General features: G+C 61.2%; 17 protein-coding genes. 12 read left to right on the top strand and 5 right to left on the bottom strand.

Annotation, left to right across the window (positions count from 1 at the left end; all coding sequences use genetic code 11):
* Window positions 1-5: 5 nt before the first annotated feature.
* The 5 genes from K2Q04_RS15580 (at window position 6) to K2Q04_RS15560 (ending at window position 3,146) form a co-directional block, all read left to right on the top strand.
* Window positions 6-461, top strand: a complete 456-nt coding sequence (locus K2Q04_RS15580) for a hypothetical protein (RefSeq protein WP_291165599.1) — start codon at window positions 6-8, stop codon at window positions 459-461.
* 103 nt (window positions 462-564) lie between these two features.
* Window positions 565-1,095: a DedA family protein gene (locus tag K2Q04_RS15575; protein WP_291165597.1), complete on the top strand. Its 531-nt coding sequence runs from the start codon at window positions 565-567 to the stop codon at window positions 1,093-1,095.
* A gap of 135 nt (window positions 1,096-1,230) precedes the next feature.
* On the top strand, window positions 1,231-1,395 hold the full coding sequence (locus tag K2Q04_RS15570; protein ID WP_291165595.1) for a hypothetical protein: 165 nt from the start codon (window positions 1,231-1,233) through the stop codon (window positions 1,393-1,395).
* Between the two features lie 64 nt (window positions 1,396-1,459).
* Window positions 1,460-2,827 carry a cytochrome P450 gene (locus K2Q04_RS15565; RefSeq protein WP_291165593.1) on the top strand — a complete coding sequence of 456 codons (1,368 nt, stop codon included), beginning with the start codon at window positions 1,460-1,462 and terminating at the stop codon, window positions 2,825-2,827.
* Window positions 2,828-2,999: 172 nt separating this feature from the next.
* Window positions 3,000-3,146: a hypothetical protein gene (locus K2Q04_RS15560; RefSeq protein WP_291165591.1), complete on the top strand. Its 147-nt coding sequence runs from the start codon at window positions 3,000-3,002 to the stop codon at window positions 3,144-3,146.
* Between the two features lie 28 nt (window positions 3,147-3,174).
* Here the strand turns inward: K2Q04_RS15560 and gatB are convergent, their stop codons facing one another.
* Genes gatB through gatC form a run of 5 tightly spaced genes read right to left on the bottom strand, consistent with a single transcriptional unit; the run spans window position 3,175 to window position 7,096 of the window.
* Window positions 3,175-4,656, bottom strand: coding sequence for an Asp-tRNA(Asn)/Glu-tRNA(Gln) amidotransferase subunit GatB (gene gatB / locus K2Q04_RS15555; protein ID WP_291165589.1), 1,482 nt, complete (start codon window positions 4,654-4,656; stop codon window positions 3,175-3,177).
* Window positions 4,653-4,961 (bottom strand): hypothetical protein, encoded by a 309-nt coding sequence (locus tag K2Q04_RS15550; RefSeq protein WP_291165587.1) that lies wholly within the window; start codon window positions 4,959-4,961, stop codon window positions 4,653-4,655. Before K2Q04_RS15550 ends, gatB begins: the two co-directional genes overlap by 4 nt.
* Window positions 4,954-5,268 (bottom strand): chorismate mutase, encoded by a 315-nt coding sequence (locus K2Q04_RS15545; RefSeq protein WP_291165585.1) that lies wholly within the window; start codon window positions 5,266-5,268, stop codon window positions 4,954-4,956. The genes K2Q04_RS15550 and K2Q04_RS15545 overlap by 8 nt, the downstream gene beginning before the upstream one ends.
* Window positions 5,269-5,305: 37 nt before the next feature.
* Window positions 5,306-6,805 (bottom strand): Asp-tRNA(Asn)/Glu-tRNA(Gln) amidotransferase subunit GatA, encoded by a 1,500-nt coding sequence (gene gatA / locus K2Q04_RS15540; RefSeq protein ID WP_291165583.1) that lies wholly within the window; start codon window positions 6,803-6,805, stop codon window positions 5,306-5,308.
* Window positions 6,806-6,808: 3 nt separating this feature from the next.
* Window positions 6,809-7,096 carry an Asp-tRNA(Asn)/Glu-tRNA(Gln) amidotransferase subunit GatC gene (gene gatC / locus K2Q04_RS15535; protein ID WP_092864908.1) on the bottom strand — a complete coding sequence of 96 codons (288 nt, stop codon included), beginning with the start codon at window positions 7,094-7,096 and terminating at the stop codon, window positions 6,809-6,811.
* Between the two features lie 204 nt (window positions 7,097-7,300).
* On the opposite strand from gatC, the gene ruvX reads away from it, so the two are divergent.
* The 7 genes from ruvX to rnr all read left to right on the top strand — a co-directional run bounded on the left by ruvX (window position 7,301) and on the right by rnr (window position 17,570).
* Entirely contained in the window at window positions 7,301-7,795 is a 495-nt protein-coding gene (gene ruvX, locus K2Q04_RS15530) for a Holliday junction resolvase RuvX (protein WP_291165580.1), read from the top strand.
* A gap of 153 nt (window positions 7,796-7,948) precedes the next feature.
* Window positions 7,949-8,923 (top strand): aspartate carbamoyltransferase catalytic subunit, encoded by a 975-nt coding sequence (locus tag K2Q04_RS15525; RefSeq protein WP_092864902.1) that lies wholly within the window; start codon window positions 7,949-7,951, stop codon window positions 8,921-8,923.
* Window positions 8,920-10,251: a dihydroorotase gene (locus tag K2Q04_RS15520; RefSeq protein ID WP_291165578.1), complete on the top strand. Its 1,332-nt coding sequence runs from the start codon at window positions 8,920-8,922 to the stop codon at window positions 10,249-10,251. Before K2Q04_RS15525 ends, K2Q04_RS15520 begins: the two co-directional genes overlap by 4 nt.
* 81 nt (window positions 10,252-10,332) lie before the next feature.
* A complete protein-coding gene (gene plsY, locus K2Q04_RS15515; protein ID WP_291165654.1) occupies window positions 10,333-10,935 on the top strand; it encodes a glycerol-3-phosphate 1-O-acyltransferase PlsY in 603 nt (200 codons plus the stop codon).
* Window positions 10,919-12,106, top strand: a complete 1,188-nt coding sequence (gene dprA, locus K2Q04_RS15510) for a DNA-processing protein DprA (RefSeq protein WP_291165576.1) — start codon at window positions 10,919-10,921, stop codon at window positions 12,104-12,106. Before plsY ends, dprA begins: the two co-directional genes overlap by 17 nt.
* A gap of 407 nt (window positions 12,107-12,513) precedes the next feature.
* Window positions 12,514-15,279 carry a type I DNA topoisomerase gene (gene topA, locus K2Q04_RS15505; protein WP_291165575.1) on the top strand — a complete coding sequence of 922 codons (2,766 nt, stop codon included), beginning with the start codon at window positions 12,514-12,516 and terminating at the stop codon, window positions 15,277-15,279.
* Between the two features lie 20 nt (window positions 15,280-15,299).
* Complete coding sequence (gene rnr / locus K2Q04_RS15500) at window positions 15,300-17,570, top strand: ribonuclease R (RefSeq protein WP_291165573.1); 2,271 nt, start codon at window positions 15,300-15,302, stop codon at window positions 17,568-17,570.
* Window positions 17,571-17,602 lie beyond the last annotated feature (32 nt).

Genomic DNA, 17,602 nt, shown 5'->3' with positions numbered 1-17,602 from the left:
TTACCTTGAATCATTTCGAACATGCGCCGCACACCAGAAAATCGAACGCCGCCATGGCGCTTCTGCTCGCAACCTTCCTGGCGGGCTGTGCTGGCAATGAAGCTGCATTGGGCGACCCGGCGCGTGGATTGAAATGCGTGGACGACAGCAACGTCTGCATCAGTCAGCGAAAAATGGTCTACGATTCGTACATGTCCGACCCTTCCCGCTCCTGGGTGAAGCAGTCCGCCGGCCCTCATGAATATGCTTCCGGCGTGCGTCTCATGGCGTTCAGCCGAAAGCGCAAAGAACTGAACTGCAACGAGTTGGCGCACGGCAAGGCAGAGGCCGACCGGGGCCCGTCCGCCCTCAGCGGAGGCGCTTACGTCGGATTGTCCACAGGACAAATTGCACGCGCTGCGATGCTCGCGCGCGAAGTTTCGCGTGAACTTGCACAAGAAATCGCGCGCCGGTGCCGGTAGACTTGAACCCGGCAGTGCGGCTCCCTATGTGGCCGGGACATCACGGGGCCGCTGGCCGAGCAGGCTCGCACGCAAACAATAACTTCCAACTGAAAGTCGCTAAATGAGCGTGCAGGACTTCGTCGATGCCACGGTCGCGTTCGTGAGAGCGCACGAAGAATGGGCCGTTCCTATAGCGTTCGCCGTCGCATTCCTCGAAAGCTTTTGCTTTCTTTCCATCCTTTGGCCGGGCACCGCCATACTGATTGGCATCTCCGCTCTGCTCGCTAAAAGCGGTGTTGAACTCAACGTCCTCTGGCCGGCCATCGTATCCGCGGGCGTCGGCGGCTCGCTCGGTTATGCGATCTCCTATTGGATCGGGCTCTACTACAAGGATGGCATTCGCGAGGTCTGGCCGTTCAAGCGCAATCCCGGACTGGTGGACCAGGGACAGAATTTTTTTGCCAGGTGGGGTGCGCTGAGCGTGTTTTTTGGGCACTTCTTCGGGCCCGTCCGCGCCATCATACCTGTCGTCGCTGGGATGTACGCAATGCCGCAATGGCAATTCCAGCTGGCTAACGTCGTTGCCGCATTTATTTGGGCGGCAGGCGTAATCGCACCGGCCTATTTCGGCCTGAACTATCTCCTGCATTAGGGGAAACCGAGGCATTCGGCCCGTAAAATGACGCCCGTACTTGCACGAACTGGCGCGATCCCGTAGAGGATCGCCCAACTGCTGCGCCAGGGCGCAGCGTCGTTTCCTTACATTCCACCTTCCGAGGCCTGTTTCATGTCTAAGACGTCGCCCAAGAATATTCAAAAGCAGAAGAAAAAGGCCAAGCGCACCATTCCGCGTGCGCCGCAGACCCGTATTCAGGGCAACACGGCCGGCGTCCGCACGCGCCTGAAGAAGCTCGCAGGCCAAGCCCGCGCAAAGAAGGCAGCATCGGCCTAGCTAGAAGCGCAGTCGCTCACTACGTACTCTGTCTGCCGGCGTGAATGGTGACGCGAGTAACGACATGACGACGACTGCGTTCTACCCGCCGACGGTCACGCCGTCCGCGCGCGCACTGCCCCTACTTCCCTTCCTGGGCCGCTTTGTCCGCAACCCTTTGCGGGCAATTCCGCGCGCCGTCTACCAGGAGCCCATTGTAACCTACGGGGGCAAGCGCCCGCTGATAGCGTGGGTTACGGGTCCGGCGCTCGTCGAGAATATCCTTCTCAAAAACGCCGAGCAGTTTCCGAAAACGCGGCTCGATCGTCGCGTCCTGAAGCCGATCATCGGCAACGGACTGTTGACTGCGCAGGGCGAGAGCTGGCGCTGGCAGCGTAAAGTTGCGAGCCCGCCCTTTAGGCACGCCGAGCTTCTCGGCTATGTGCCGACAATGGTCGACGCCGCGGTCAATTGCGTGATGCACTGGCGGTCGCGTGGACCGAGCCCGTTCGTCACCAATGTCGAAGAAGACCTGACGGATACGACGTTCTCCATCATCGCCCGAACGATCTTGGCAGGCGTCAGCACCCGCGACGGCGACCTCATAAAGCGCGCGGGCCGTGCCTATCTCAATCCGATCTCCTGGGAAGTCGCGGCGTCGCTCCTGCAACTACCCGAGACCCTCTGGCATCCCGGCAAGGACCGCATGAGGCGAGCCGCCGTGGAACTGCGCACAATCGTCGGAAATCTTGTCGCCCAGCGCCGGGCGGACGGCTCGACCGGCTCCGACCTCGTCGCACGCATGCTGGCGGCAAAGGATCCCGATACCGGCGAACCGATGTCCGATGAAATGATCGCCGATAATCTCGCGACGTTTCTATTCGCTGGCCACGAAACGACGGCGAAGGCTTTGACCTGGACGCTGTACGTTTTGGCGCGCGCACCGGAATGGCAAACCCGTGTGCGCGAAGAATTGGATGCGGTGATTGGCTCGGGCCCCGTCGATGCCGCGACGATCGCCAAGCTGCCCGTCACGTCGCGCGTTTTGAAAGAGGCGATGCGCCTCTATCCGCCGGCACCCGTCATGACTCGCGTGAACTCTGAAGACGTCGAAATCGGCGGGATCTTTCTCCCAAAGCCCACACTGATCGTCATCCCGATTTTCGCCATTCATCGCCACAGATTGCTCTGGCAAGATCCCGATCGCTTCGACCCGGACCGGTTTCTGCCTGAGAACGAAGCGCATTATCCGCGCACCCAGTTCATGCCCTTCGGCTACGGACAGCGCGTCTGCATCGGCTCTTCCTTCGCCATTCTCGAAGCGACGGCAATCCTCGCGACGCTATTGCGAAACGTCCGCTTCGAATGGGACGGACGGCATCTGCCGGAGCCCGTGAGCCGCGTCACGCTCCGCCCGAAAGGCGGAATGCCGTTGATCGTTCGCCCCTTGTAACGGGCCCGATCAGAAGGCCGGGCGCGAAGCTACTGACATTAACTCCGCGTTTACCACGAGTTACTGGATCGCAAATTTCGTCGTGCCATTTGTCATGGACGCATGAGCGGAGCTTCAAACTCTCGCTGCTATGATTTGTCGCATCGCCACCCCAGCCTCCAAGGAGAGGCAAATGACAACGACAAAAATAGCTTACGGGTTTGCAGCCGTCGTACCGTTCGGCTTCGTCTTACTGGCATGCATCGGCATCGCGCACGTCGTCTTCGTCGGCCTTCGCGAACGCAAGGCAAGACGTCTGGCCCTTCAGAAAGCCTTCTGACGGCCTCCCCGACGACTGCGAATGTCCGTCAGATTCCGAGCTTGGCTTTCAGGATGTCGTTGACCGCTGCAGGGTTCGCTTTGCCGCCGGTCGACTTCATCACCTGACCGACAAACCAGCCCAGCATCGATGGCTTGGCCTTCGCTTGTTCGACCTTTTCGGGATTGGCCGCGATGATGGCGTCGACGGCCTTTTCGATAGCGCCGGTATCGGTCACCTGCTTCATGCCGCGCTTGTCGACGATCTCGGCCGGATCGCCGCCTTCGGTCCAGACGATCTCGAAGAGATCCTTGGCGATCTTCCCCGAGATGGCATTGGAGCCGATGAGATCGACAATGGCGCCGAGCTGTGCCGAAGACACCGGCGAATCCTCGATTGCCTTGCCTTCTTTATTGAGGCGCCCGAACAGCTCGTTGATCACCCAGTTCGCGGCGACCTTGCCGTCGCGGCCACCCGCGACCTTCTCGAAATAATCCGCAGATGCCCGCTCCGCGACGAGCACGTCGGCGTCATAGGCTGAAAGCCCGAAGCTCTCGATGAAACGCGCCCGCTTTTCGTCGGGGAGTTCCGGCAGCTTCGATTTCAGCTCTTCGACATAGTCGTTCGAGAATTCGAGCGGCAGAAGGTCGGGATCGGGGAAATAGCGATAGTCGTGCGCTTCCTCTTTCGACCGCATCGAACGCGTCTCGCCCTTCGCGGCATCGAAGAGACGCGTTTCCTGATCGATCGTGCCGCCGTCCTCGATGATGTCGATCTGGCGGCGCGCTTCGTACTCGATCGCCTGACCGATGAAGCGGATTGAATTGACGTTCTTGATCTCGCAGCGCGTGCCGAGCTTGTCGCCAGGCTTCCTGACCGAAACGTTGACGTCGGCGCGCAGGTTGCCCTTGTCCATATCGCCGTCGGACGTGCCGAGATAACGCAAGATGCTGCGAAGCTTCGTAACGTAGGCCTGCGCCTGCTTCGACGACCTGAGATCGGGCTTCGAGACGATTTCCATCAACGCGACGCCCGAACGGTTGAGGTCGACGTAGGAATAATCGGGATGCTGATCGTGGAGCGACTTACCCGCATCCTGCTCGAGATGCAGCCGCTCGACGCCGACAGTCAGCGTCTCGCCGTCGACCGTGATCTCAACTTCGCCTTCGCCGACGATCGGCTGCTTGTACTGCGAGATCTGGTAGCCCTGCGGCAGGTCCGGGTAGAAATAGTTCTTCCGGTCAAAAACGCTCTTCGTATTGATCTGCGCCTTGAGACCGAGACCGGTGCGAATGGCCTGCGCCACGCACTCGCGATTGATCACGGGCAGCATGCCGGGCATGGCGGCATCGACCAGCGAGACGTGGCTGTTGGGCGGCGCGCCGAACCCCGTCGAAGAGCCCGAAAACAGCTTCGAATTCGACGCGACCTGGGCATGCACTTCGAGGCCGATGATGACTTCCCAGTCACCCGTCGCACCTTCGATGAAGTTCTTGGACTTCGGCTTTTCAGCGACTTTCTGAGAGTTCATTTCTCGCCTCCAGTCGATCCCTTGGTCGCATAGCCGATGCCGGCATACACGCAGCCCGCGATGAGCGACGTTGTGAAAACGCCCGCAATGGCGCGTCCGAGCGTCGGCCCGTCAAAAAGGCGCAGGAATGTTAAAACGTAGAGCAACGCCGCTCCGGCGGCCGCTCCGCCGAAAGCAGCGATCATGATCTTGGCTTTGTCATCCGCGCGCCGCCCAAGCATGAAGGCGACGATGATCGTTGCGGGATTGAGCACGCCGTAAAGAAAAACTTCAATCAGCGGCACGTCGGGCTGGTAATCAGGCACCGTCTACTCCCGACTTTTGGGGGTCGTTTTGGACTTGTCTCAACTTTTCTTCTTCGAACTGGACAAACCAGCCGATCATGTTCCGCCACTGGGCGCCAACCATCTCGATCATCTCGGGCGGCAAGCCCCTCTCCGCAGCTCGCGCCTTGACGCGATCGATCACCTGCTGGATGCGCCATTGCACGATGGCGCCTTCGCTCGAATTCATTTTGAGCTGCCACGCGCGGTCGACGTAGCCGAAGCGCTCGGCGATAAGGTCGACCAAGGCCGCATCGATGCGATCGATTTCAGTGCGCACCTGGGACATGTCTGCGCATTCCCACGGCCGTTTCGGATCCATGATGTCAGCCCTTCATCCACCAAGCGTCCGGCACGGTTAGGCGGCCGGCTGCATCCTCGATAACCTGAGCAGTTCGAAACAGCGTTTCCTCGTCGAACGGCTTGCCGATCAGCTGCAGCCCGAGCGGCGTTCCTTCAGACGACAGACCGCCCGGAACCGACATACCCGGCAGCCCTGCCATGTTCACGGTGACCGTAAAGATATCTTCAAGATACATGGCCAACGGATCGCCGGTCTTCTCGCCGAACGCGAATGCCGGTGACGGCGTCGTCGGCGTCAGGACAACGTCGACCTTATTCCAGGCCTCGTCGAAATCGCGCTTGATCAGCGTCCGAACCTTCTGTGCCTTGAGATAATAAGCGTCGTAGTAGCCAGCCGAAAGCACATACGTGCCGATGAGTATCCGGCGGCGCACTTCCTTGCCGAAGCCCTGGGCGCGCGTATTCTCATAGGTATCGATCAGATTGTCGCCGTTGACGCGCAGGCCGTAACGTACGCCGTCGTAACGCGCGAGGTTCGACGAACACTCGGCCGGCGCCACGATGTAGTAGGCCGGCAACGCATATTTCGTGTGCGGCAGCGAGATGTCGTGGATCGTCGCGCCCGCCGACTTGAGCCAAGCGATCCCGTCGTCCCAGAGCTTCTGGATCTCGGACGACATGCCTTCGACGCGATATTCCCGGGGAATGCCGACTCTCAGCCCTTTGACGCCTTTGCCAAGCACCGCTTCGTAATCGGGAACAGGCGCATCGACGGACGTCGTATCCTTGGGATCGTGGCTCGCCATGGCTTTGAGCATGATCGCGGCATCGCGCACGGTCTTGCCGATGGGTCCGGCCTGATCGAGAGACGATGCAAACGCGACGATGCCCCAGCGCGAGCAGCGGCCGTAGGTCGGCTTGATGCCGACTGTGCCTGTGAGCGCAGCCGGCTGCCGGATCGAACCGCCCGTGTCCGTTGCCGTCGCAGCTAAACAAAGGCCCGCGGCGACAGCAGCCGAAGAACCACCCGACGAGCCGCCCGGAACGAGCTTGTCGGTCGACAGCTTGCCGTCCTTGCCCTTCCGCCGCCAGGGGCTGACGACGTTGCCGAAGGCGCTCGTCTCGTTCGACGAACCCATCGCGAATTCATCGTTGTTGAGCTTGCCGAGCATGACCGCGCCGGCATCCCACAGGTTCTGTCCGACGGTCGACTCATAGGTCGGACTGAATTCGCCGAGGATGTTCGAGCACGCCGTCGTGCGGATGCCGCGCGTACAGAAAAGATCCTTGTTGCCGATCGGCAGACCTTCGAGCGGACGAGCACTGCCGGCCGCAATCCGCTTGTCGCTATCCTTGGCCTGGACCCGCGCATGCTCCGGCGTCTGCAGGACGTAAGCATTGAGCGCAGGGTTGGCCTTCTCGATTGCGGAAATGAACGCGTCGGTCAGCTCGAGCGCCGTGAAATCTTTTTTCGCCAAGCCGTCGCGGGCCTCGGCCATCGTCAATTTTGTAAGATCCGTCACCAGCTACTCCACGACCTTCGGCACCACGAAGAAATTGTCCTCGGCGAGCGGCGCATTCGCCACGATCTGCTCTGCGATCTCGCCGTCGGTGACGACATCGTCCCGCATCTTGAGCTTCTGCGCGACGACACGCGTCATGGGCTCGACGTTGCTCGTATCGACCTCGTCGAGTTGCGCCACCCAGTCGAGGATGCCCGAGAGCTCTTTCTCGAGTCCCTTGGCCTCGGCGTCGCTGATTTTGATCCGGGCGAGGCGCGCGATACGGCGAACGGTCGCTTCGTCGACCTGCATGGAAAGTTCCCTTCAAGGAAATCGGGGGATGTTGCGAAGCTCTCTTACCCGCCCTCCCCGCTTCAATGCAACCGGCGGTACTATCTGAGCGACCCTCAGTGGGTTAAACCGAAGGCAAAGGGCGGCGAACGATGCCAATTTGCCGCCGAAGCTGGTAGAGGCAGCTTTGCAATCCTCCCCCTACACATATTCAGGCATGCCTTAATGAACCAGTCGGCCGCCCCAGCGATACCGGGCCGCACCACGGAAGATCAGCACGAATTCCGCGCCATCGCGGCTGGACGCCTCATCGGGATCGATGCGGGCACCAAAACGCTGGGCCTCGCCCTGTCGGACGTACGGCGCACAATAGCCTCTCCCCTTGAAACGATCCGCAGGACCAAGTTCACGGCTGACGCGGTCCGTCTCTTCGCCCTGGTCGCAGAGCACGGCGTCGCTGGGCTGGTGCTGGGCCTCCCCCGCAATATGGACGGGACGGAGGGCCCGCGCGCACAGGCGACCCGAGCCCTCGCGCGCAATCTCAATAAAATGTCGCCACTTCCGATTCTGCTCTGGGATGAACGGCTGACGACCGCAGAGGCTCAACGAATGTTGATCGACGCCGATCAGACGCGCAAACGGCGCGCCGAGGTGATCGATAAGCTGGCCGCGACGATCATCCTCCAGAGCGCGCTCGATCGCCTGAATAACAAGGACTAATCGGCCACGGGAGGATGACCCGGCGCCCCGCACTACCCCGCTTCGCGACGCTCCGTGCCCGGATCGCACTTCACGCGCCGTTAAGGCCCTTTGGGATTGATGTCGTTCCCCTGCTTGCGGCCCCGCAAGACTCCCCCTATAGAAGCGCCTTTAATGACATCGAAATCGAATACCAATGCGCTGAAAGTTTTTCCGCGCCGCCACCTGCTGACCTGCGAGGGTCTGTCGGCTAACGAAATCAATTTCTTGCTCGATCTCGCGGACAAGAACGCGGATCACATCCGCAATAATGGTCGCAAGCGCGACGTGCTTGCGGGGCGAACGATCATCAACCTCTTCTTCGAATCGTCGACGCGAACCCAGGCCTCGTTCGAAATGGCGGGGAAGCGACTGAGCGCCGACGTGATGAACATGAACGTCGCGACGTCGTCGGTCACGAAGGGTGAAACGCTCATCGATACCGCGGTCACGCTGAACGCGATGCGCCCGGACATCATCGTCGTCCGCCATCATGCGGCCGGCGCCGTCGAACTTCTGTCTCAGAAGGTCGATTGCTCTGTCATCAACGCCGGTGATGGCGCGCACCAGCATCCGACACAGGCCCTTCTCGACGCGCTGACCATCCGCCGGGCCAAAGGCCGTATCGCCGGTCTCACGGTCGCGATCTGCGGCGACATCCTCCATTCGCGTGTCGCGAGATCCAATATCAACGTCTTGAATGCACTCGGCGCCCGCGTGCGCCTCATCGCACCGACGACGTTGATGCCGTCCTCTCCGGAGCGCCTCGGCTGCGAAGTCTTTACCGACATGTGGAAGGGCATCGAAGGCGTCGACATCGTTATGATGCTCCGCCTCCAGCGCGAACGGATGGACGCGTCATACGTCCCGTCGACCCGCGAATTCTTTCATTTCTTCGGGCTCGATCACGAGAAGCTGGCCCGCGCCAAGCCCGACGCGCTCGTGATGCATCCAGGCCCGATGAACCGCGGCGTCGAAATCGCCTCGACCGTCGCCGATCATTCCAAAAGTGTCATCCGCGAACAGGTTGAAATGGGCGTTGCCGTCAGAATGGCCGTACTCGAAGCGTTATCGGCGCACCTTCCGGGCTTCGCGGAGGACGCCCGATGAGAAAGCCGATCGAAAAGCCGAAAAGCCTCGGCACCGCGACTGTCTTCATCAACGCCCGCCTCATCGACCCGGCTTCGAACCGCGACGAGCCCGGCGGCCTTCTCGTCAAAGACGGCATGATTGCCGACCTCGGCGCGCATTTGAGGCGCAACGCTCCGGAAGGGGCGACTGTCATCGATTGCAAAGGCAATGTCTTGGCGCCCGGCCTGATCGACGCGCAGGTCTTCACGGGCGAACCGGGCTACGAGCACCGCGAGACGCTTAAGACGGCAAGTCACGCTGCCGCCGCCGGTGGCGTCACAACGATCGTCGTGATGCCCGACACGAACCCGGTGATCGACCAGGTCGCGCTCGTCGATTTCATCCAGCGCCGCGCCCGCGACAACGCCCTGGTGCACGTCCAGACCATGGCCGCCATGACTAAGGGCCTCCAGGGCGAAGAGATGACCGAGATCGGTCTTCTGAAGCGCGCCGGAGCGATCGGCTTCTCGAACGGCAAATCGAGCGTCATCAATACCCGCGTCATGCGCAATGTCCTGAGCTACGCCAAGGACTTCAACGCGCTCGTGGTCCACCACACGGAGGACCCCTACCTCTCGAGCGGCTCGATGAACTCGGGCGAAGTCGCCTCCCGCCTCGGACTGCCCGGCATATCCAAAATCGCCGAGACGATCATGCTGGAACGGGACGTTCGCCTCGTCGAAATGACCGGCGGCCGCTACCACGCCGCAACGATCAGCTGTCAGGAGAGCCTCGACGTCGTCAAAAACGCCAAGGCGAAAAAGCTGCCCGTCAGTTGCGGCGTCTCGATCAATCACCTGACTCTCAACGAAAATGATGTCGGGCCATACCGTACGTTCTTCAAAATGCGTCCTCCTTTGCGCAAGGAAGAAGATCGCGTCGCGATGGTGCAGGGGGTCGCCAACGGCGATATCGATATCATCGTATCGAGCCATGACCCGCAGGACGCCGACACCAAGCGCCGTCCGTTCGCGGAAGCCGCCGATGGCGCGGTCGGTCTCGAAACGTTGCTTTCGGCAGCGCTACGCCTCGTGCATTCGGGAGACATCACGCTCCCGGCAATGCTGAAGGCTATGACCATCAATCCCGCACGGCTCTTAGGACTACACTCCGGGCGCCTCGCGAAGGGCTCCATCGCGGACCTCGTGCTGTTCGATCCGGGCGAGCCTTGGGTCGTCGACAAAGACCGCCTGCGGTCTCGCTCGAAGAACACGCCCTTCGACGAAGCCAAAATGCAGGGACGCGTGCTGAGGACGATGGTTGCCGGGCAAACGGTCTACGAATACGCTGGCGTCGAACGCACGTAGACCCACCTCTCCTCTGCCATACCAGCGGATCTTGCGAAAAAGATTTAGGCCATGAGCTCCTTGTTACCTTTGGCAGTGCTGATGGACAGCGGCTCGCCGGTTGAAATCGCGCTCGCATTGGTCGTCGGTTACCTGCTGGGCTCAATCCCGTTCGGCCTGCTGCTCACGCGTGCAGCTGGGCTCGGCGACATCCGGAGCATCGGATCGGGCAATATCGGCGCGACCAATGTTCTGCGAACCGGCAACAAAGGTCTCGCGGCGGCGACCCTTCTTCTCGACGCCGCGAAGGGTGCCGTCGCCGTGCTCATCGCGAGACATTTTCTGGGTGAAACACCCGCAATGCTCGCCGGTCTTGCCGCCTTCATCGGGCACATCTTTCCCGTCTGGCTCGGGTTTAAAGGTGGCAAGGGCGTCGCGACGTACCTCGGCGTCTTGATTGCTCTCGCATGGCAGTGCGCCGCCGTCTTTGCCGTGCTTTGGTTGTCGGTCGCCGCACTGACGCGAATATCTTCCCTCTCCGCCATCGTCGCCACGATCGCCGCACCCGTCGCCGCCTGGATGTGGGGAGACACCAATCTCGCGGCAGTTGTCACGATCATGAGCCTCATCGTTCTCCTCAAGCATCGCGCCAATATCGAACGCCTGATCGCAGGACAGGAGCCGAGCATTGGCTCCAAGACCTGACGAGCCGCAGCTTTTCCGCCCCGCACCGCTGCCAACGGCAGAGCTTTCCGACGAGGAGAGACTGGCCTGCCTCAGGTTGATCAGATCAGAGAACGTCGGACCGGTAACCTTCCGCGATCTCATCAATCACTTCGGCGGCGCCAACAAAGCGCTCGAAGCCCTGCCCGCGCTTTCCCGGCGTGGCGGCTCCGGCCGGACGATCCGGATCTGCCCGAAGGCCGATGCGGAACGCGAACTCGAAGCAGCCCAGCGAATAGGCGCGACGCCAATCTTCACGATTGAGCCGAACTATCCGGCCCTTCTCGCCCGCATCGAAGCACCGCCGCCGATGCTCTACATCAAAGGCAATCACGAGCTTCTGAACGTTCCGGCCGTCGCGATCGTCGGATCGCGGCAATGCTCTGCTGCCGGCGTACAGCTGACCCGCCTATTCGCGGGCCAACTGGCAGAAGCTGGCTTCGTCATTGTCTCCGGCCTCGCGCGCGGCATCGATCGGGCGGCGCACGAGTCGACGTTGAAAAGCGGCACCGTCGCCGTTGTCGCCGGCGGCATCGATTGGATCTATCCGCCCGAACATGCCGAATTGCAGGCCCTCATCGGAAACGAAGGCTGCCTGGTCACTGAGCGGCCGCCGGGCCTGAAGCCACGAGACAAGGACTTTCCCCGCCGAAACCGGATCATCGCAGGGCTGGTCAATGGCGTCGTCATCGTCGAGGCCGCGGCGCGTTCAGGTACCCTCGTAACGGCCCGCTACGCCAATGACCTCGGTCGCGAGGTCTTCGCCATCCCCGGCCATCCCCTGGATCCCCGCGCGGAAGGGACGAACAACCTGATCAAGCAGGGCGCAACGCTCGTCACCGAAGCCGCGGAGGTGGTAGAAATTCTTCGCCCCATCCTGGGCCTCGAAGAACGCCGTTACGACTTTACGCTGCCCATGGAGCAGCCCGCCACCGAACCAGCCTCAACGAAACCTCAGGTGGTGGAGCTTGCGCCCGAAGACGTCTCGAAAGCCGTCCTCTCCGCGCTCGGACCGGCCCCCGTCACCGTCGACGCCATCGCACGTAACGCCGGTCTGACGATCCAGGCGGTTCAAATTGCGCTCCTGGAGCTTGATCTCGGAGGCCGCATCGAGCGGCAAGGACATAGCCTCGTGGCGCTGAAAAGCGTTTAGCTCTGTTGGCGATCCGTCTCACGCCGCGCCTCGGCATGCGATATAGCCAGCATACGGGATAACTTCCGGCACCCCTCACGCTCGGCCATGAGCTGTAATTCGCCCAATAAATCAGCAAGATATTCTAGGTGCTCTCGCTTCTCACCGCCTGACCGGCCGAAATGTCCGCTATCCTGCAACGCTTCCATCGCCCTTGAGAAATGATCCGCACAGTCCATATCCTTAATGTACAGCACTCTAGTTATGGTGGCAACTATAATAAATATACAATCTAAAGTCGTAACAACCTGGGATTTGACAGCGCTGCGGCGATCAACCATGTTCCGGCCCCGCCTCGAGGCGGCGAATGAAGGCCGCTTACCCGTCGACCCGGCGGACAGAGAGCGGCCCAGGAGCGAAATCGCCAGATGAACGTCGTCATCGTCGAATCCGCCGCTAAGGCCAAGACGATCAATAAATATTTGGGCTCAGGCTACAAGGTCATCGCGTCCTACGGGCACGTGCGCGACCTGCCTGCGAAGGACGGCTCCGTTGAGCCCGAGCAAGATTTCGCGATGCACTGGGAAGTGGATCCGAAGTCCCAGAAGATCATGCGCGAGATAGCCGACGCGCTTAAGAAAGCCGACAAACTGATCCTCGCGACGGACCCTGATCGCGAAGGCGAGGCCATTTCCTGGCACATCCTGCAAATTCTCAATCAGAAAAAGGCTCTGAATAAGAATACCGAGGTCGAGCGGGTGGCGTTCAACGCCATCACCAAGCAATCGATCCTCGCCGCGCTCAAGGAGCCGCGCAAGATCGACGAACCCCTGGTTGACGCCTATTTGGCGCGCCGCGCCCTCGATTATCTCGTCGGCTTTACACTCTCGCCCGTGCTCTGGCGGAAGCTGCCGGGCTCCCGGTCGGCTGGCCGCGTGCAGTCCGTCGCCCTCCGTCTCGTCTGCGACCGCGAAGCCGAGATCGAGGCCTTCAAAACCGACGAATACTGGACGATCGAGGCGCTTCTCTCGACAGCCAAGGGCGAAGACGTCAGATCGCGCCTTGTCGCGATAGATGGAACGACGCTCAAGAAGCTCGACATCAAAGACGAAGCGACGGCGACTGCCATCCGGCAGGCGTTGATCGGCCGGGACTTCCGCGTCGCGTCGATCGAGAAGAAAGCCACGAAGCGCAATCCCTTCCCGCCGTTCACGACGTCGACATTGCAGATGGACGCGTCTCGTAAGCTCGGCTTCTCGGCCAAGCAGACGATGCAGATCGCCCAGCGCCTCTATGAAGGCGTCGATATCGGCGGCGAGACCGTCGGCCTCATTACCTATATGCGAACGGACGGCGTTCAGATCGTACCGGAGGCCGTCAGCCAAATCCGTGACGTGATTTCTGCCGAGTACGGCAAGAACTACACGCCATTCGCCCGCGAGTATAAAACGAAGGCCAAGAATGCGCAGGAAGCGCACGAGGCCATCCGCCCGACTGACCCGCGCCGCAAGCCCGATCAGGTCCGCAGGCACCTCGAGAAGGATCAGGCCGCGCTCTACGATCTCATCTGGAAACGCACCATCGCGAGCCAGATGGCCCCGGCCGACATCGAGCAGACGGCAGCCGAGATCGAGGTCAAGGGCGCCGACGGCAAGGCCTACGGCCTGCGGGCGAACGGCTCTGTCCTGATGTTCGACGGCTTCCTCAAGGTCTACGAGGAAGGCCGCGACGACCGTGTCCGCGCGATCGAAAAAGGCAAGGACGATACGGCCGACGACGATGACGAGAATCGCCGTCTTCCGGTGCTCGCCGTTGGCGATCATCTGAAAGATAAAGAGATCAGCGCCGACCAGCACTTCACCCAGCCCCCGCCCCGCTTCTCGGAAGCGACGCTGGTGAAGCGGATGGAAGAGCTCGGCATCGGCCGGCCTTCGACCTATGCGTCGACGATGGCCGTGCTCGTCGACCGCGATTACGTCCGCATTGAAAAGAAGCGCCTCGTCCCCGAGGACAAGGGACGCCTCGTCATCGCGTTCCTCGAAAGCTTCTTCAAGAAATACGTCGAATTCGACTTCACGGCCGAGCTCGAAGAAAAGCTCGATCTCATCTCCAACGACGAACTTGCCTACAAGGACGTGCTGCGTGACTTCTGGCGCGACTTCATGGCGGCCGTCGGAGAGATCAAGGATCTGCGCGTCGGCGACGTTCTCGAAGCGTTGAACGAAATGCTTGGGCCGCACGTCTTCCCGGATAAGGGAGACGGCAGCGATCCGCGCCTTTGCCCGAAGTGCGGATCGGGACGCCTGAGCCTCAAGATTTCCGGCAAATACGGTGCCTTCATCGGCTGCGGAAACTATCCGGAATGCAACTATACGCGCCAGCTGACCCAGTCTGCCGACGGCGACGCGAACGCGCTCGACGGCAAGATTCTAGGCTACAATGACGACGGCGTTGCGGTCACGCTACGCACCGGCCGGTTCGGACCCTACATCCAGCTCGGGGAAGCATCGGGCGACGAAAAGCCGAAACGCTCGAGCATTCCGAAGGGCATCGACGCAGCGACGCTCGATTTCGAAAAGGCGCTGCAGCTCCTGTCGCTTCCGCGCGAGGTTGGTGCACATCCCGATGAAGGTGGCGCGATCACTGCGGGTCTTGGCCGGTTCGGGCCGTTCATTGTTCACGAGAACGGCGGAGCCAAGACCTACGTCAATCTCGAGAGCATCGAGGACGTGTTCACCATCGGCCTCAACCGGGCCGTCACGCTGATCGCCGAAAAGCGCGCCGGCGGCGGCAAGAGCCGTTTCCAGCGAAACGCGCCGAAGGTGCTGAAAGATCTCGGCGAGCATCCGAGCGAAGGCGGCGTTGTACAGGTGCTCGAGGGCCGCTACGGGCCATACGTCACGCACAACAAGGTCAACGCCACGGTACCGCGCGCGAAGGATCCGGCATCCCTCACGATGGATGAGGCGGTGGCGCTTCTGGCTGAGCGGGTAGCCAACGGCGGAGGCAAAAAGTCGAAGTCGTCGCGCGCCGCGAAACCGAAGGCGACGAAAGCGGCAAAGCCTGAGAAGGCAGCTGCGGCGCCTGCGGAACGCAAGGCCGCCAAGCCTGCGGCCGCAAAGAAACCTGCTGCTGCAAAAAAAGCCGCGAAAGCTGCCGCTCCAGCAAAGAAACTCGCTAGGGCCAAGGCCTGATAGCAAACACGAGGCGCCAGGTGGCCCGCAAATCGAACGTGACGCGCGCTCCTGCAAACGGCGGACTTCCGAGCAAAGAGCAGATCCTCGACTTTCTGAACTCCGCTCAGGGCAAGGTCGGGAAACGCGAGATCGCGCGCGCCTTCGGCGTATCGGGCGGCGCCCGCATCGCGTTGAAGCGACTGCTCGCCGAGATGTCGGAAGAAGGCACGCTGGCGGGCGATAAAAAGCACATGCGTGAGAAGGGCAAACTCCCGCCCACCACGACACTTGAAGTCACAGGCCGCGACAAGGACGGCGATCTCATCGCAAAGCCGCTGCACTGGGAAGAAGACGACGGCAAGCGGCCGATCGTTCGCATGCTGACCGGCCACGGACGCGACGTCGAGATCGGGATCGGTGATCACGTTCTGGCGCGCCTCGACAAGCTGCCGCGTGGAAGCGGTGCCGCGTCCTACGAAGCGACGCCGATCAAGAAGCTGCCGCGTGAGAAGCGCCGCCTTCTCGGCATCTATCGGGCATCGAAACGCGGCGGCGGCACCATCGAGCCGATCGATCGGAAAGAATTGAAGAGCTGGCAAATTCTGCCTGACGATACCGGCGGCGCCAGCGACGGCGATCTCGTTCGCTTCCAATTGAACCGGCGCGGGCGTTTCGCAACGCCCCGCGCCGAAATCGTCGAAAGCCTTGGCAATCCCGACGATCAGCGGAAAATTTCGCTGATCGCCATTCACGCTCACGGCATCCCGGAAGATTTCCCCGAGTCGGTCATTCAGGAATGCGAGACGCTGCCGCCGCCCACCATGAAAGGCCGCACTGATCTTCGCGACATTCCGCTCCTCACCATCGACCCGATGGATGCCCGCGATCATGACGACGCCGTGCACGCGGCCGCCGATACGGACTCGAAAAATTCAGGCGGCTTCGTCGTAACCGTCGCCATCGCCGACGTCGCTCACTATATCCGCCCCGGCTCGAAGCTCGACCGCGAAGCGCAACTCCGCGGCAACTCGGTCTATTTCCCGGACCGCGTCGTGCCGATGCTGCCGGAAAAAATATCGAACGATCTTTGCTCGCTGCGTGAACTCGAAGAGCGCCCGACCCTCGCCGTCCGCATGGTGTTCGACAAGCACGGCGAAAAGCGTAGCCATACGTTCCTGCGCGCCATGATGAAATCGGCCGCCAAGCTTTCGTATCAGGAGGCGCAGGCGGCCATCGACGGTGACCCGTCGGAAAAATGTCTGCCTCTCATGGAGACGGCACTGAAGCCGCTGTGGGCGGCTTACCGAGCTGTCGCGAAGGCGCGCGACAAGCGTGGTCCTCTCGACCTCGATTTGCCCGAACGCAAAATCCTTCTCAACGCCGAAGGCAAAGTCGATCGCGTCGTGACGCCTCAACGATTAGAGGCGCATCGCCTGATCGAAGAGTTCATGATCCAGGCCAACGTTGCAGCCGCCGAGACGCTCGAGGAAAAGCGCCTTCCGCTCGTCTATCGAGTCCACGACGCGCCGAGCCCGGAGAAATTGAAGGGCCTCAGAGACTTTCTCGAAACGCTCGACATGAAGGTTCCGCACGCCGGTGCGCTGAAACCGGAAGCTTTCAATCGCGTCCTCGAGCAGGCGAAGGATCTGCCCGTTCCCGACCTCATCAATGAAGTGATCCTCCGCTCGCAGTCGCAGGCCGAATACAATCCGAAGAACATCGGGCATTTCGGTCTGAACCTCGTCCGCTACGCGCACTTCACATCTCCGATCCGCCGCTACGCCGATTTAATCGTGCATCGCGCACTGATCCGCGCGCTTGGTCTCGGTTCCGACGGACTAAGCGACGATGAAATTCCGCGCCTCGCAAGCATCGCAAAAGCAATCTCGGACACAGAGCGTCGCGCCATGTCCGCCGAGCGTGAAACGACGGATCGTCTGATCGCCGCTCACCTTGCCGATCATGTCGGCGCGACATTCCATGGGCGCATCGCAGGCGTCACGCGGTCCGGCCTCTTCGTGAAACTCAAGGATACCGGAGCCGACGGCTACATTCCGATCTCCAGTCTCGGCAACGATTACTACCACCACGTCGAGGCGGCCCACGCTTTGATCGGCGCCCGTTCCGGTACGGGTTATCGGCTCGGCGATACGGTCGAGGTCCGCCTTCTCGAGGCAATCCCGTCCGCCGGTGCGCTACGATTTGAAATGCTGACCGAGCCGACCAAGGGAAATTTCGCTTCGAAGGCAATCGGCAATCGCAACGCTCGGCCGCGAAAGTCGCACAAATTTCGCGGCCGGGGACGATAACGCCGCAGAAAGTGGCCCGCACCCTTGACCAT

Source organism: Hyphomicrobium sp. (assembly GCF_019753045.1).
Taxonomy (GTDB): domain Bacteria; phylum Pseudomonadota; class Alphaproteobacteria; order Rhizobiales; family Hyphomicrobiaceae; genus Hyphomicrobium_B.
Note: the sequence above shows the minus strand (reverse complement) of the source record. Positions and strands in the feature narration are given on the sequence as shown.